General features: G+C 55.6%; 14 protein-coding genes and 1 tRNA gene. 8 read left to right on the forward strand and 7 right to left on the reverse strand.

The genetic code is table 11. The features are described 5' to 3' along the window. Positions 1 to 42: 42 nt before the first annotated feature. Both D9K61_RS19245 and D9K61_RS19250 read right to left on the reverse strand, forming a co-directional pair. Positions 43 to 462, reverse strand: a complete 420-nt coding sequence (locus D9K61_RS19245; protein WP_120634867.1) for a hypothetical protein — start codon at positions 460 to 462, stop codon at positions 43 to 45. Between the two features lie 416 nt (positions 463 to 878). Beyond that, a tRNA-Arg gene (locus D9K61_RS19250) sits at positions 879 to 955 on the reverse strand. Positions 956 to 1,070: 115 nt separating this feature from the next. Between D9K61_RS19250 and D9K61_RS19255 the strand changes: the two genes are divergently transcribed. Then, on the forward strand, positions 1,071 to 2,099 hold the full coding sequence (locus tag D9K61_RS19255; protein ID WP_120634868.1) for a LacI family DNA-binding transcriptional regulator: 1,029 nt from the start codon (positions 1,071 to 1,073) through the stop codon (positions 2,097 to 2,099). 2 nt (positions 2,100 to 2,101) lie between these two features. Further along, positions 2,102 to 3,316 carry a winged helix-turn-helix domain-containing protein gene (locus D9K61_RS19260; RefSeq protein ID WP_120634869.1) on the forward strand — a complete coding sequence of 405 codons (1,215 nt, stop codon included), beginning with the start codon at positions 2,102 to 2,104 and terminating at the stop codon, positions 3,314 to 3,316. A 3-nt stretch (positions 3,317 to 3,319) separates the two neighbouring features. Here the strand turns inward: D9K61_RS19260 and D9K61_RS19265 are convergent, their stop codons facing one another. Together D9K61_RS19265 and hpaR are read right to left on the reverse strand one after the other, a co-directional pair. Then, positions 3,320 to 4,018 carry a fumarylacetoacetate hydrolase family protein gene (locus D9K61_RS19265; protein WP_120634870.1) on the reverse strand — a complete coding sequence of 233 codons (699 nt, stop codon included), beginning with the start codon at positions 4,016 to 4,018 and terminating at the stop codon, positions 3,320 to 3,322. A 678-nt stretch (positions 4,019 to 4,696) separates the two neighbouring features. Further along, positions 4,697 to 5,131, reverse strand: a complete 435-nt coding sequence (hpaR, locus tag D9K61_RS19270; RefSeq protein WP_120634809.1) for a homoprotocatechuate degradation operon regulator HpaR — start codon at positions 5,129 to 5,131, stop codon at positions 4,697 to 4,699. Between the two features lie 158 nt (positions 5,132 to 5,289). On the opposite strand from hpaR, the gene D9K61_RS19275 reads away from it, so the two are divergent. Further along, complete coding sequence (locus D9K61_RS19275; RefSeq protein WP_120634810.1) at positions 5,290 to 6,714, forward strand: pyridoxal-dependent decarboxylase; 1,425 nt, start codon at positions 5,290 to 5,292, stop codon at positions 6,712 to 6,714. Between the two features lie 15 nt (positions 6,715 to 6,729). After that, positions 6,730 to 7,500: an HpcH/HpaI aldolase/citrate lyase family protein gene (locus D9K61_RS19280; protein WP_120634811.1), complete on the forward strand. Its 771-nt coding sequence runs from the start codon at positions 6,730 to 6,732 to the stop codon at positions 7,498 to 7,500. Between the two features lie 4 nt (positions 7,501 to 7,504). Here D9K61_RS19280 and D9K61_RS19285 read toward each other — a convergent pair whose 3' ends face one another. After that, the gene (locus D9K61_RS19285; protein WP_120634812.1) at positions 7,505 to 8,647 is read right to left on the reverse strand and encodes a DUF3095 domain-containing protein; all 1,143 of its coding nucleotides are present in this window, start codon (positions 8,645 to 8,647) and stop codon (positions 7,505 to 7,507) included. A gap of 139 nt (positions 8,648 to 8,786) precedes the next feature. On the opposite strand from D9K61_RS19285, the gene D9K61_RS19290 reads away from it, so the two are divergent. From D9K61_RS19290 to D9K61_RS27625, 4 genes are all read left to right on the forward strand, one after another. Next, positions 8,787 to 9,959: an MFS transporter gene (locus tag D9K61_RS19290; RefSeq protein WP_120634813.1), complete on the forward strand. Its 1,173-nt coding sequence runs from the start codon at positions 8,787 to 8,789 to the stop codon at positions 9,957 to 9,959. Positions 9,960 to 9,991: 32 nt separating this feature from the next. Next, positions 9,992 to 11,029 carry a glycosyltransferase family 4 protein gene (locus D9K61_RS19295; protein ID WP_120634871.1) on the forward strand — a complete coding sequence of 346 codons (1,038 nt, stop codon included), beginning with the start codon at positions 9,992 to 9,994 and terminating at the stop codon, positions 11,027 to 11,029. Between the two features lie 113 nt (positions 11,030 to 11,142). Next, on the forward strand, positions 11,143 to 12,165 hold the full coding sequence (locus D9K61_RS19300) for an aspartate-semialdehyde dehydrogenase (protein WP_120634814.1): 1,023 nt from the start codon (positions 11,143 to 11,145) through the stop codon (positions 12,163 to 12,165). 356 nt (positions 12,166 to 12,521) lie between these two features. Then, complete coding sequence (locus tag D9K61_RS27625) at positions 12,522 to 13,667, forward strand: Hint domain-containing protein (protein WP_254055826.1); 1,146 nt, start codon at positions 12,522 to 12,524, stop codon at positions 13,665 to 13,667. Positions 13,668 to 13,791: 124 nt separating this feature from the next. Here D9K61_RS27625 and D9K61_RS19310 read toward each other — a convergent pair whose 3' ends face one another. Together D9K61_RS19310 and D9K61_RS19315 are read right to left on the reverse strand one after the other, a co-directional pair. After that, on the reverse strand, positions 13,792 to 14,328 hold the full coding sequence (locus D9K61_RS19310) for an SRPBCC family protein (protein WP_120634815.1): 537 nt from the start codon (positions 14,326 to 14,328) through the stop codon (positions 13,792 to 13,794). A 103-nt stretch (positions 14,329 to 14,431) separates the two neighbouring features. Then, positions 14,432 to 15,082: a carbonic anhydrase gene (locus D9K61_RS19315; RefSeq protein ID WP_120634816.1), complete on the reverse strand. Its 651-nt coding sequence runs from the start codon at positions 15,080 to 15,082 to the stop codon at positions 14,432 to 14,434. Positions 15,083 to 15,143 lie beyond the last annotated feature (61 nt).

The raw sequence follows: 15,143 nt of genomic DNA on the forward strand, positions 1-15,143 counted from the left end.
TTGCGCCACCCCCGAGCCAAATTGTTTGACGCCTTGTGCAAATCATTTTGCAAGCCGTTCCTTTGCCCCCTCATCGTGGAACAACACGACATGCGCGTGCGGCTTCTCCACACCCGGGTGACCGGCGTTGTAATACACATCTGCAGAGCTGACGGTGTGCGACCCGAGATTGAGATCGTCAAACGATACACCGTTCTGCAGGTCATCTAGCGGGGTCATATAAATCGTCGCCGACAACAGGCCGTCATGATCATATGCCAGAAAGGGCCCAGCCGGCAAAGTAGCCGGGTCTACGAACAAAGTCCCGAGGCCCGGAATGAATTCGGGCAAGGGAAGAACTTCACTGACCTGAACATAGGGTTCACCCGCCGGAGCGTTCATGAGGGCCTTTTCGTCATGAGCGCTGGCAATTGTCGTGGTGGTGGCGATCAATCCTGCGGCAACTGTAAGTTTTTTCAGCATGGTAACGTCCTTTTCAAAGCTTGCATCTGGTGCATCTTGATCAGCACCTGCCTTCTTGGATGCAGCCCGAACGAAAAGGTTCCCGAGATTCTCGTTTACCAACGTTCTAGGGGATCATGTGGTGCCAGAGGTCGGACGTTACGGGGCTAACTGGCAGCGTATCGAAATGGCAACACTTTAGTCATTCACCTGAAACCACAAAGAACGGAAAGAACGGAAAGATTATCTGCGCCACTATCCTTAAAATTGAAGGTTTTGGCCGCTTACCAGTACTTATAGTTCCTGAACTCTGATCAGCAAGCACAACGTTGCGAGGTTCCTGCACCAGTTTAATCGTAAATGCGGGACACTGTGTGGATAAAAGCCTCAAAGCAGAGAAATTAGTCATCAAAGCACATTACTCTAATGTGTTTGTCTGGCGACCCCGGCAGGATTCGAACCTGCAACCTGCCCCTTAGGAGGGGGCTGCTCTATCCAGTTGAGCCACGGGGCCGCGCATCGCCTTCTGTACCTTGGTTTTTTAGGGTTGTCATGACCATTGCACAACAGTTGTACAGATCGCCCTGTTCACGCTACCATCGGACAAAACAACAACGCAGGTGCCCTCCGTGAACACTGAAACAAAACGCCCGCTTACCCTCCGCGATGTCTCAGAGGCGTCCGGTGTTTCCGAGATGACGGTCAGCCGGGTCCTGCGCAATCGGGGTGATGTGTCAGACGCCACCCGCACCCGCGTTCTGGCGGCGGCAAAAGAGCTGGGTTATGTGCCCAACAAGATCGCCGGAGCCTTGGCTTCGAGCCGTGTGAATCTGGTGGCGGTCATTATTCCGTCGCTGTCGAACATGGTGTTCCCCGAGGTTCTGACCGGCATCAATCAGGTTTTGGAAGATACCGAGTTGCAACCTGTGGTCGGCGTTACGGATTATCTGCCCGAGAAAGAAGAAAAAGTGTTGTATGAGATGCTCTCGTGGCGGCCATCGGGCGTTATAATCGCTGGGCTGGAACACACTGATGCGGCACGGGCAATGCTGGATTCCGCTGGGATTCCGGTGGTCGAGATTATGGATGCCGACGGCAAACCTGTGGACGCAATGGTGGGTATTTCTCACCGCCGCGCCGGGCGCGAAATGGCGCAGGCGATCCTGAAAGCCGGGTATCAGCATATCGGGTTCATGGGCACCAAGATGCCGCTGGATCACCGCGCGCGCAAACGGTTCGAAGGCTTCACCGAAGTGCTGGGTAAGCATGGGATTGAGATTGAGGATCGCGAGTTCTACTCTGGCGGCTCCGCGCTGGCCAAGGGTCGCGAGATGACGCAAACTATGCTGGAACGCTCACCCGAATTGGATTTTCTGTATTATTCCAATGATATGATTGGCGCTGGCGGGTTGCTGTACCTGCTGGAACAAGGCATCGACATTCCCGGTCAGATCGGATTGGCCGGGTTCAACAACGTGGAATTGCTGCAAGGCCTGCCGCGCAAACTGGCCACAATGGATGCCTGCCGTCTGGAGATCGGGCGCAAGGCCGCCGAAATCATCTCGGCCCGGCTGGATGACCCGGAGTCCGAGATTGAAACGCGTGTCACCCTCACGCCCAAGATCAGCTTTGGTGAAACGCTAAAACGGCGTTGGTGACTTTGGCCCTACAACAGATCGACAACCAAACGGCCCGTGCCGTTTTTATGGATCGTCATGCGCTGGCTGAACCCCCTTCGGGGAATGCCAAGGGCGCAGACCTGCTTGAACTGATCCGGCGGCTTGGCTTTGTTCAGTTGGACAGTATCAACACCGTTGCCCGCGCCCATGACATGATCCTGTTTTCGCGCAGGCCGAGTTATCGCAGCAAGAATCTCAAACACCTGTACGAACGTGACAAGGCGTTGTTCGAACATTGGACGCACGACGCTGCCGTCATCCCAATGGACTACTATTTGCATTGGCATTTGCGCTTTCAGCGCGACGCAGATCTGTTGAAATCACGGTGGAAAAACTGGCGGCGCGACGGGTTTGAACAACAATTCGAAACCGTACTGCAGCATATCCGCGATCACGGGCCCGTCTCCTCGTCCGACGTGGGCAAGGATGAAAAGAAAGGGTCGGGCGGATGGTGGGACTGGCATCCATCAAAAACTGCATTGGAGTTCCTGTGGCGCTCAGGTGCGCTGACCGTCGTTGGGCGCGAAGGATTTCAGAAACGCTATGACCTGACCGAGCGTGTGATCGAGGCGCATCTTCGTCCGGGCCACACGCCCTGCGACGCTGACGAAACCGTGGACTGGCTTTGCAATGCTGCGCTGGACCGGCTTGGGTTTGCCACATCTGGCGAGCTGGCGGCGTTTTGGGACACGGTCAGTTCCGCCGAAGCCAAAGCGTGGTGCGAGAAGGCTTTGCAGGACGGCATCGTTGAAGAGATCGAAGTCGCCTGCACGGATGGACGGTTGCGCAAGGTCATGGCCCGTCCGGGCTTGCTTGACGAGACGACGTCGCTGCCACCGCCTTCTGGTCGGATCAGGGTTCTCAGCCCCTTTGATCCAATGTTGCGCGATCGCAAACGGGCCGAACGACTGTTTGGGTTCCACTACCGGATCGAGGTCTTCGTCCCCGAACCCAAACGGACCTATGGCTACTACGTCTTCCCGCTGCTGGAAGGTGACAAACTGATCGGGCGGATCGACATGAAGGCGCATCGGGATTGCGGTGAGCTGCGTGTACGGGCCGTCTGGCCGGAACGCCGCGTGCGTTGGTCAGAAGCGCGCAGCCGAAGATTGCACGCTGAATTGGAGCGGGTTCGATGCTTTGCCAATCTGGACCGGGTCGAGTTTACCACAGACTGGCTGAAAGACCCTAAATAGGGTCTATTCGGCGGCAGACAGGGTCAGACGGATATTCTCCAACCCGTCGATTCCGCCTTCAATCACATCCCCGGCCACAACCGGACCTACACCAGCTGGCGTACCGGTCAGGATCAAATCTCCCGGCCGTAGATGATAAAAGCCCGAGAGATGGCTGATGATTTCGTCGATTTTCCAGATCAACTCGGCCAGAGTCGCATCCTGCCGGATCTCTCCGTTGACGCTCAGATGGATGCGTTTGTCATCATCCGGCGACCAGGCAGTTGACCGGGTCAACGGGGCAAAAACAGCGCTGTTTTCGACATCCTTGCCCAAATCCCAGGGCCGTTGCTTGTTACGCTCACGAATTTGCAGATCGCGCCGGGTCATATCCAACGCGCAGCCATATGCATAGATCGCATCCCAGGCCTCGGTGCTGGTGGCGCGAAACACCGGTTTTCCGATCGCCACGGCCAGTTCCATCTCATGGTGGAAATTCTCGGTTCCGGGCGGGAAAGGAACTGTTATTCCAGACAAAACCGCATTGGCGGCAGATTTCGTAAAGTAAAACGGGACCTCTCGATCAACCTCATGTCCCATCTCGGCCGCATGGGCTGCGTAGTTTCGCCCGACACAGAAAATTCGCCCAATCGGATACGCGCCAACCTCACCGTCAACAGGGATGGTTATCAGCTCCGGCAGAGAGAACAGGTTATCTTGCATTGGGTTCCCTTTTGATCGCGAAACACGCAGCGTGATAGGCGCATTTGCACTGGCAAGTCGTTGGAACACGCCAGTTTCTGCCAACACCCATAGATTGTTTCGGCATGAAATTGCTCAATTTTCTTCAACAGCCCGGCGACCGTTCCCAGCCGCATTCCGTTGCGCCTTTATAGTTGCGATAAACCGATAAGCCCAATTGGATTCGGAAAAAGGGTCGCCGGACACGTGAGGTAGCAAAAAGAAGAGTGTCCCAGCCGCACAGAATCCTTGGGTTCTGCAACTTGGTTTGCGCATAAATTGCGCGGAACTAATGTTCGTTGAAGTGATTGAAGACGCATTGTGCCTATTGCCAAAGCGGAAAGGCACAACACCACGGTAACACCAACCGCCTTGGAAAATTACCAGGGCAAAACAGCACTATGAACCTGACTCGAAGATACCTCTTGCTGGCACCAACAGAAGTCGGCAATAGGCTACGACCGCTTCGAAGCGCATAGGCACAAGGTCCATCCCCCTGGATCCTTCGGGCCGTTCGGTGAACCGTATTTTCGGTTCTGCAAATGCTTCGGAGCGTGGACCTGGATTAAAATCCAGTCCGGGTCTGGCCGCCCCGCCGGAGAGTTCCCCCTACCATCTCCGGCGGGGTGCCAAAATCGGGTCATCGACCTAAGGGCCGCATCAGGTCTCCAGATCTTTCAACTCACTCAAAAGATCCAGCAGCAATTCATGCTTTTCAGGACCCAGTTGAGTGCGAATACGCTCGGCCTGTGCAACGCTGACGGCAAGGTTAGCGCGAATAATTTCTACACCCTTCTTGCTGATCTCGACGATCTGGCGACGCCGGTCGACCGGGTGGCTGCGGCGGACGATCAGGTCTTTTTGTTCAAGGTTTTGCAGGATGCGCGTCAGGCTGGGCAACAACAAACAGGCCCTTTCTGCGATATGGGTCGGTTCCTGCGGCCCTTCTTCGTTGAGAACACGCAAGACGCGCCACTGCTGTTCGGTGACACCTGCATCAACCAGCAATGTGCGAATGGGACCCATGACCTTTTCCCGTGCCCGCAGCAAAGCAATAGGCAAAGATCTCGACGTAAGTGGAAGTTCGTCAGCCATACGGAATCTTGGCCGAAATCCAGAAGGTTCGCAAGCAATCCAGCGGAATTGAAAGTTTTGGGAAACGGAATTGACCTGGCCTGTTGAATACCTATCACTGATCTCAAAGACATACGCACCCCGGGCCCGCCCGTCTGGTGCCGCACGGGAGGATCAGAATGAAATGGGATGAGTTCGCCGGATGGGGCAAAAAAGTCGCGGATTGGACGCAAGACTACCATCAGAATGTTGGCGACAAACCGGTGCGGGCGCGAACCGAACCGGGGGATGTTCTGAATGCGCTGCCAGCTACGCCGCCGGAAAACGCGCAGCCCATGGAAGACATCTTTCGTGACTTTGAACAAATTGTGATGCCGGGGATCACCCATTGGCAGCACCCCCGGTTCTTTGCCTATTTCAACGCAAACGCATCGGCCCCGTCCGTCTTGGCCGAGTTCCTGACCAGCGCAATCGCGCCGCAATGCATGTTGTGGCAGACCTCGCCCGCCGCAACGGAAATGGAAACCCGCATGATGGACTGGCTGCGTCAGGCGCTGGATCTGCCGGAAGGGTTTGCCGGTGTCATTCAGGATTCAGCCTCATCAGCCACATTGACCGCCGTACTGACAATGCGGGAAAAGGCGCTGGACTGGCAGGGCAATCAACAAGGCCTGTTCGGGAAAAAGCCGCTGAGGGTCTATTGCTCATCCGAGGTCCATACGTCGATCGACCGGGCCATTTGGGTTGCCGGGATTGGTCAGGACAACCTTGTACGCGTTCCAATCAAAGGGGATTGGCGCGGTATGGATCCGGAAGCATTGGACAACGCGATTCAGTCCGATTTGGACTCTGGTTTTCATCCTGCAGGTGTCATCCTGTGCGTTGGCGGCACCGGGACAGGGGCGACAGACCCGGTGGATCGCTGTCTGGAAATTGCGCAAAAACACGGGCTGTATACGCATGTGGATGCGGCATGGGCGGGATCTGCGATGATCTGCCCTGAGTATCGGCACTATTGGCCCGGCATCGATCAGGCGGACAGCATCGTCTTCAATCCTCATAAATGGTTGGGCGTGCAATTCGATTGCTGCGCGCATTTCCTAAAAAACCCCGATGATCTGGTGCAAACACTGGCGATCAGCCCCGAATACCTGAAAACGCACGGCAAGGATGGGATCATCAACTACTCGGAGTGGACTGTGGCCCTGGGTCGTCGGTTCCGCGCACTGAAACTGTGGTTTGTGATCCGTGCCTATGGCCTTGAAGGTCTGCGGGATCGGCTGCGAAATCACGTCAACTGGTCCAGGGATCTGCATGACCGGCTGGCCGCCGAGCCGGATTTCGAAATCGTCACCCCTCCGATGTGGTCCTTGTGGACCTTTCGTTTTGTGCCGACAGAAAACCCCCATTTGTACAACTTGGAAGATCTGAACCTGCGCCTGGTGAACGCCATCAATGATGATGGGCGCATTTATCTGACGCAAACGCGCGTGGGTGGCACGTTTGTCATTCGTTTTCAGGCGGGACAGTTCGAAACCACCGAAGAGGACGTGAAGATGGCGTTTGATGTCATCACCGAAATCGCCCGATCTCTGACAGATTAAGACCGGAAAAACAGAATGGCTGCCCAGACAAACACGTTCAAGCAGGCTCTAACACAGGGAAAAAGGCAGATCGGCTGCTGGATGAGTTTTGCCGAACCCGTCACTGCCGAGATTATGGGAACTGCGGGTTTCGACTGGTTGGTGATCGATGGTGAGCATGCACCGAATGACATCCGATCGATCCGAGATCAACTAATGGCGCTGGCCAACAGCGCATCACACCCGGTTGTGCGCATACCCGTGGGTGAACCCTGGTTGATAAAAATGGTTCTGGATGCTGGCGCGCAGACCATTTTGGTACCTATTGTGGAAAGCGGCGAACAGGCGCAGGAATTGGTGCGCGCCTGTCGCTATCCGCCAGACGGGGTGCGCGGTGTTGGGGCATCGGCGTCACGGGCGACGATGTATGGGACCGCAAGTGACTATATCCAAACGGCGGATCAGGAAATTTGCTTGCTGGTTCAGGTCGAAAACCGCGCCGGAATGGCGGCGCTGGACGAAATCCTGCAGGTGGAGGGCGTCGATGGCGTGTTTATCGGGCCCGCCGATCTGTCCACGGACATGGGATTTCAGGGCGACAGTAAGGCCCCTGCAGTGCGCGAAGTGATTGCCGACGCTCTGTCCCGTATCAAAGCCGCAGGCAAGGCGCCCGGGATTCTGGGCACCACCGAGGAAGCAACGCAGGTCTATTTGGAAATGGGCGCGCAGTTTCTGGCTGTGGGGATCGACGTCATGCTGCTGACACAGGGATCACGGGCACTGGCTGCACAATGGAAGGAAAAATAGCGCGTCAGCCACGCATAACCGCAGCGGCCTGCGCATAACCGCCCGAGGCCCCGTCAACGAAATGCACATGATCGTCGCGCGTGGCCGCCGGGACAAAGCAGGTCATCATCGCTTCGTCCTGTGCGTGCAGGCCATAGCGGATCTTGCCGCGCCCGCGCGCCTCTTCCAGCAGATGTTCAATCTGCGAGAGCGTGCCCTGGTCGCAATCCAAGGTCATCTTCAACCCGTCATCGAATTTTCGGAAATCAGCGTTGCTGCTGACCATACGCTTGTAATGTTCGGGCTCGAACTGCCCCAATCGCTTTCCGGTTTTGAACAGAAGCCCGATCAGCAGGTTTTGCATCAACAGAAGCGACTTTTGCAGAAACATATTCCGCCCATTGCGGGACACGTGCGCATCAATGTCCACACCCGGAGGCGGCCAGTTGATTGGCGGGCCATTGACAGGGACCGGATGCCCGCCACGCTCTAACCCTTCGGATGCTGACAACACAGATTTCACCAAATCCGAAAAATCGCTTTCGGTGGCAGCCGGTGTGGGCTGCACAACAACCGAGACGATCCTACCATGTTGCGCCGGGCTGTTGGACCATCGGCACGACAATCCCGTCAAGTCAGGCATTGCGCCCGGATCAGCCGGAGGAACCTCATGACTGCCTGCTTTCATCTGCGCGTCGGCCCAGGCCAAACCTCCGCCAGAAAACATGGCATAATCCACACCTGTCGACGGCGCATAGCGCGCCACGCGCAGATCTTTTCCCACCTGCCGGATTTCGGCCACGGACACCAAAGCGGCGCGCAGGGGCATCGAAAACTCTTCCTCCGACCAGCGCCGCAAGGCCGCCAGAGTGGTACGCGCAGTTTCAGCAGCGCTGGGCGGAATCGCAAAACCTGCACCATCACCGCCAAAGACATAAGGAAATAGCTTACCGCCCATCGCGTTGATCATCGCCGAGATCACTGCCGCCCCAACCATGTTCACCGTCTTGTATCGGCCCCGTTCAATTTCACCTGTTGAATCAACGATGTCCGCCACCCCAAGCACCCAGTCATCAGGTGCCGGAGTAAACTGCGCCGGGTCCGCCAATCGGGTGAAATCGCGCAGCAAGGGCAGGTTTTCGTAAAACGCAGAATGAAGGTCTTTCATTGTCCCCTCAGGTTCGGGTGTAGGCAAAGGATAGCTCGAATGTGATCGCTGTCCGCCCTCTGCAACATTGTACACGTGCTTGTGCGTTTTGCCATGGCGTGCCAAGCATTCCTTTCAGAACCTTAGGAAGGGGTTGTTCATGCAGGCAGGGTTGGTGGTTTTGTGCCTGGCCTACGTCCTCAGCCAGTTCTTTCGCGCTTTTCTGGCGGTTCTCAGTCTGGATCTGGAACACGATATTGGTGCCTCGCCGGAAGATCTGGCCTTTGCCTCGGGCCTTTGGTTTCTGGTCTTCGCAGCAATGCAGATCCCGGTGGGCTGGGCGCTGGATCGCGTTGGGCCGCGACTGACAGCCGCTGTATTGTTGCTGGTTGGCGGCGCAGGTGGCGCGGGGTTATTCGCCATTGCCACATCGCCGCTGCATATCAGTGTCGCCATGGGATTGATTGGCGTCGGCTGCTCTCCGGTTTTGATGGCGTCGTATTTTATCTTCGCACGCGAATATCCACCGGCAAGGTTCGCTACGCTGGCGGCCGTTATGCTGGGCGTTGGATCGGTAGGCAATCTGGTGGCGTCCTATCCAACAGCGTTGGCGGTCGAGCTGATGGGCTGGCGCGCGACGATGGCCGGGCTGGCCGTGGTGTCCGCCGCCATCGCCGCCGGTATCTGGCTGAGCGTACACGACCCCGCCAAGGTTGAGACGGACCACAAGGGATCGCTGCTGGATCTGCTGAAAGAGCCCGCCCTTTGGCTGATCCTACCGCTGATGTTGGTCGCTTACGCACCCTCAGCCGCGTTGCGCGGCCTATGGGCGGGGCCATATCTGAGCGATGTATTTGGGCTTGGCACAACCCAGATCGGGACAGCGACATTGGTGATGGGGGCGGCAATGATTGCTGGCACCTTTGTCTACGGACCACTGGATCGGATGTTTGGCACGCGAAAATGGGTGTTGCTTGGGGGCAATGCGCTGTGTGCCGCCGCTTTGGGTCTGCTGTGCCTGTGGATTGACAGTGGCATTTGGATTTCGGTTCTGCTGTTGGCCTTGATCGGATTCTTGGGGGCCAGCTTTCCGCTGATCATGGCCCATGGTCGTGCCTTTGTGCCACCGCATCTTGTGGGGCGCGGGGTCACTTTGTTGAACCTTTTTGGTATTGGGGGTGTAGGCATATCACAGTTCGTCACCGGGCGCATTCATGCTGCCACTGTCGAAACGGGCTCAACCGCACCTTACACGGCTATTTTTGGCTTTTTTGCTGTAACCCTTGCCATCGGTTGCGTGATCTATCTATTCAGCCAGGACAGCGTGGACTGAATTTGACCGGATCTTTCGAAAAGGAGAGTGCTGTGCAGGAAATCGAGGTCATTGCACCCAACCTGAAGCACAGCCTTTCAGGGGTGACCACAACAGTTATTCGTCTGCTGCCGATCCAGAAAAAGATGATCGGGATTGTGGCAACGGGCCCCGGTCTACCGGAAGATCTGCCGCACATTCGGCTGCTCAAGGTTCCGTTCCTGTCGAACCGCACAACGCGGGTTTGGCATGCGCGTCGCAACACCGAAATGCTGATGGGTCTATTCCTGAGAACGGTTCTGCGACGAAACCTGAAACTTTTGTTCACCTCTGCCGCGCAACGTGATCATTCCGGATTTACCAAATGGCTGATCTCAAAAATGGACGCGCTGATTGCCACAACCCCTCAGGCGGCCTCTTTCCTGAAACATCCGTCGACGGTCATCATGCATGGCGTGAACACGGAACTGTTTCATCCAGCCGATGACAAGCAGGCGTTGCGGCAGAAGCTTGGTCTGCCTGATGGGGTTTTGATTGGGTGTTTCGGGCGTGTCCGGCCGCAAAAGGGGGTCGATCTTCTGGTTGACGCGGCGATCGATGTGCTGCCGTCGTTCCGCGATGCCAGTATCGTATTCACTGGCCGCGCCACCAAAGAATTCGAAGCCTTTCAGCAAGAACAAGAACAAAAGCTAAAAGACGCAGGCCTTGCCGATCGTGTGCGGTTTCTGGGCGAGCGGCCCTGGGAAGAGATCGTCGAAACATACCGGGCGCTGGATGTGTTTGTCGCCCCTGCCCGCCACGAGGGGTTTGGTCTGACCCCGCTTGAGGCGATGGCATCCGGTGTTCCTGCAATTGCCTGCCACGGGGTTGGTGCCTTCAGCGCGCAGATCGAAGATGGCGTCACCGGGCGTTTGGTTGAAAAAGACAACGCCCCGGAATTGGCCGCAGCGCTCAGGCAAATGCTGGATGATCCGGCGAAATTGGCTGCTGCCGGACAGGCCGCGCGGGCGGGGGTTGAGCAGAAATTTAGAATCGAAGGCGAGGCCGAAGCCATCGTTGGGGTCTACAGATCACTGCTGGGCACTGGTTAAGGCTGATCCAACCGTATCAATTCGACGTCAAACGTCGAATTCGGCCTCGAAAGCCCTTTTTTCTTTTCTGCATCGCGGCTATGAACGCGCGTCCTTAACACTGGAGACATGAAATGGGCTATCGCGTCGTCGTCGTCGGCGCCACGGGTAACGTGGGCCGCGAAATGCTGAACATTCTGGCTGAACGCCAGTTCCCTGTTGACGAACTTGCCGTGCTGGCAAGCCGCCGTTCGCTGGGCACAGAGGTCAGCTTTGGCGATAAGACACTCACCACACAGGATCTGGATACGTTCGATTTCACCGGTTGGGATATCGCGCTATTTGCTGTTGGATCTGCTGCGACCAAAGACTATGCGCCGAAAGCGGCGGCTGCGGGCTGCGTGGTGATCGATAACTCGTCGCTCTATCGCTATGATCCAGACATCCCGCTGATCGTGCCCGAGTGTAACCCGCAGGCGATCCACGATTACGCCAAGAAGAACATCATCGCCAACCCCAACTGCTCGACCGCGCAGATGGTGGTGGCGCTGAAGCCTTTGCATGACCGCGCCAAGATCAAACGCGTTGTCGTCTCGACCTATCAATCCGTTTCGGGTGCTGGCAAAGACGGTATGGATGAGCTGTGGGATCAGACCAAAGCAGTTTACAACCCCACGACCGAAGTTCCGCCGAAAAAATTCCAAAAACAAATCGCTTTCAACGTCATTCCGCAGATCGACGTCTTCATGGAAGACGGCACGACCAAGGAAGAGTGGAAGATGGTGGTCGAGACCAAAAAGATTGTCGATCCATCGATCAAGGTCACCGCAACATGTGTCCGCGTCCCGGTTTTTGTCGGCCACTCTGAGGCCGTGAACATCGAGTTCGAAGAGTTCCTGGACGAAGACGAAGCCCGCGACATCCTGCGCGAGGCACCGGGTGTCATGGTGATCGACAAGCGCGAAGACGGTGGCTACGTCTCACCCATCGAATGCGTTGGCGATTTCGCCACGTTCATCAGCCGCATCCGTCAGGATTCAACGATTGAGAACGGCCTGAATCTTTGGTGCGTCAGCGACAACCTACGCAAGGGCGCCGCACTGAACGCAGTACAAATCGCCGAGCTGCTGGGCCGTGAGGTCTTAAAAAAGGGCTGATCGGTGGCCTAAGTAGTATACAGAGAACCCTGCCGTTCCATCGGCAGGGTTAGATGGCTATAGGTCCGCTATGCAGGACAAGTTTGACTTGCACCGCAAATGCGCCGATGTCCACTTCAGGGTAGCCACTCAACAAAGGTTGTTATCGCTCTGACCTGGGCCAGGTCGTTCTGAAACTTACATTTCTTTGATTTCAGCTTTCGGAATGTATCCTTTTTTCGCCACATTCAGGGTCTAGAAAACTTTCAAAATTCGTAGTGTCGCCTTGATGAAGGCCCCAATTGTGCTTCTGAACAGCACCATTGTTTATTGGACAACGGGGATGAGACGCTTTGAGCAACGGGAAAATGTGGTAATTGCCAGCCTTCAGTATCAGTGATGGTAACTCAACAATATTCACCGATACGACACCCGGTGGTGGTCTCGTAATTGATTTCGCGACGTTGGATAACAGCTTTAGCGTTCAAATCAATGGTGTCGAATTGTTCGTTGGTGGCCCCCCGGGGGCACCAAATGAGCTTGAGTTTCAGGCACCTGCAACTGCTGGTCAAACAGTTCGATTTGCCGATGGTGACCGGTACGAATTCAATACACCTGCCATCTGGCAGCTTGGCAACACGAACGGTGAACCCGTGGTCCGTTTGGTGATAAATCCAGACGGGACGATCACGTTGTCCGGCGTGAAAACGAGTAATGGATCGCTCGAACCATTGGAGCTTTTTAACGGGCTATCCGTAAACACAGCAGCGATTGATGCCGCTTGGAATGAGAATGGTACAAATACGATCGTCGTGGATCAGATTGCGACTGGACCCACGAACGCGAGCGGTGATTTTGTTGACGTGCCGTGCTTTTCATCGGGAACTCTGATTGAGACCTTGCAGGGACCCGTACCCGTTGAGCATCTGAAAGCGACGGATCAGGTTCTTACATATGACTGTGGCTATAAACCAATTCGTTGGATTGGGTCGCGCAGTTTAGATCATTCCCAACTTCAAGCTAATCCAAAACTCAAGCCTATTTTGATACGGGCAAAGTCATTGGGAGTGGGATACCCAAAGCACGATTTGATTGTATCGCCACAGCACCGTGTTCTGGTGTCTTCACGGATTGCCATGCGGATGTTTGGGTCCAGTGACGTATTGATTCCAGCGCACAAACTGCTTCCGGTGGCTGGTATTGATGTACTTTATAATACGACGGATGGAGTGGTTTATTGGCATATACTGTTTGATGGTCACCAGATCATCTGGTCCAATGGAGCTCCATCAGAAAGCTTGTTTACCGGGCCAGAAGCACTGAAAGCGGTTTCTGCCGAAATGCGTGAAGAAATACAAACGTTGTTCCCAGAGATGTGCGAACCTGATTTCAAGCCAATATCGGCCCGTCACATACCGCAAAAGGGCAAGTGGATGAAAAAGCTGGTTCAGCGACACCAGGCGAATAACATGCCGTTGTATTGCGAAACTGTAAGCGCGTCTTCGCGTGCCAGAGCCTTGTAATAAAGCACTTTGGTTTCGTTATGGATTTGGCAGAGTCGAAGAAGCAGTCATTCATTTGAAATGCAGCGTTGGTTAGTTTGGGGTCATACCTGACATTCCACACTTCGCAGAAAGCCGCCTCCGATCACCCTTGCCCTTCAACCAGCGTCTTGAGGTTCGTCAAACCGCGCTCATAGTCGCCGCCAACCCAGTTATCCATCATCAGTCCCATCCAGCGGGACATCGGATTTAGGCCCAGATCGGAATCAAATCCCCAGGTGATCTGCGTCTGATCACCTTCGGGCTGCAGCGCGAAAGTTGCAGTGGCAGTGCCCATGGGACCGAAATCCAGCGCTGTTTTGACGGACTGGTTTTCCACGCTCTCAGTAATGACCTGCGTTCCGGTGCCGACCTGAGGGTTTTCCGAGCTCCAGCTAAGCGCATTGCCAACCCCGGTTTCCGGCCCCGAATAGGACAGCTTGGTTTCCGGATCGCGGGTCAGCCAGGGGGACCATTTCTCGGTCTCCTGCATGGAGTTCACGTACGGAAAGATCACCTCGGGCGGTGCATCGATGGTGATGTTGCGCGAAACCTCGGCCTTGCCAGGTAGCAGATAGGACACCCCGACCAGCACCAGAACAATAACAAGCAGAGAGATGAAAAGTCGTTTTATCAATCTCATAACAGGATCCGATTCTACTACAGCTCGCGGGATCATAACAAAAAATGACGCGAAATCAGAGGTCTGATCCGCGTCATTCGAGCCCGGGCATGTTTGCGCCTAATCAGACAACAACAAACTTCTTGTCCTGCGGGTCATAGCATTGCAACCCGCCCTCGCCGATATCGGTCCAGAGCCCGTGCAGGCTAAGCGCACCGTCTTCGACCGCCGAAGATACAAACGGAAAGCTCATCAGGTTTTCCAGCGAAGCGACGACTGCCTGACGTTCGAGCTGCCTGGCTTGTTCGACGCTGTCTTCTACATCGGCGACCAGATCATATTTCGGTTTCAGGATATCCATCCAGCGGCCAACAAAGCTTTCCTTGGCTTCCAACTGTGGCGCCTGACCCTTGCACATGTCGATGCAGCCCTGAACACCACCGCATTGGGAATGGCCCAGCACGATCAGATGCGCGACCTTCAGCGCGGTGACCGCATATTCGATTGCCGCACTGGTCCCATGGTGATCGCCATCCGGCGCATAAGGCGGGACCAGATTGGCAATGTTGCGGTGGATGAAGAACTCACCCTGGTCGGCGCCGAAGATCGACGTGACATGCACCCGGCTGTCGCAACAGGAAATCACCATTGCACGGGGGCGCTGCCCTTCATCCGCCAGACGGCGGTACCAGACCTGATTTTCGGAATATGTGGTGGCCTTCCAGCCATGATACCGTTTCACCAGGTAAGTCGGCAGAGGTTTGGCGAAGTCCATTGCAGTGTCCCTGTTTTTGTCGCTGACGGATGCTGTAAACCGAATTCAACGAAAATTCGAG

Origin of the sequence: Ruegeria sp. EL01 (assembly GCF_900313035.1) — a bacterium.
GTDB lineage: Bacteria > Pseudomonadota > Alphaproteobacteria > Rhodobacterales > Rhodobacteraceae > Ruegeria.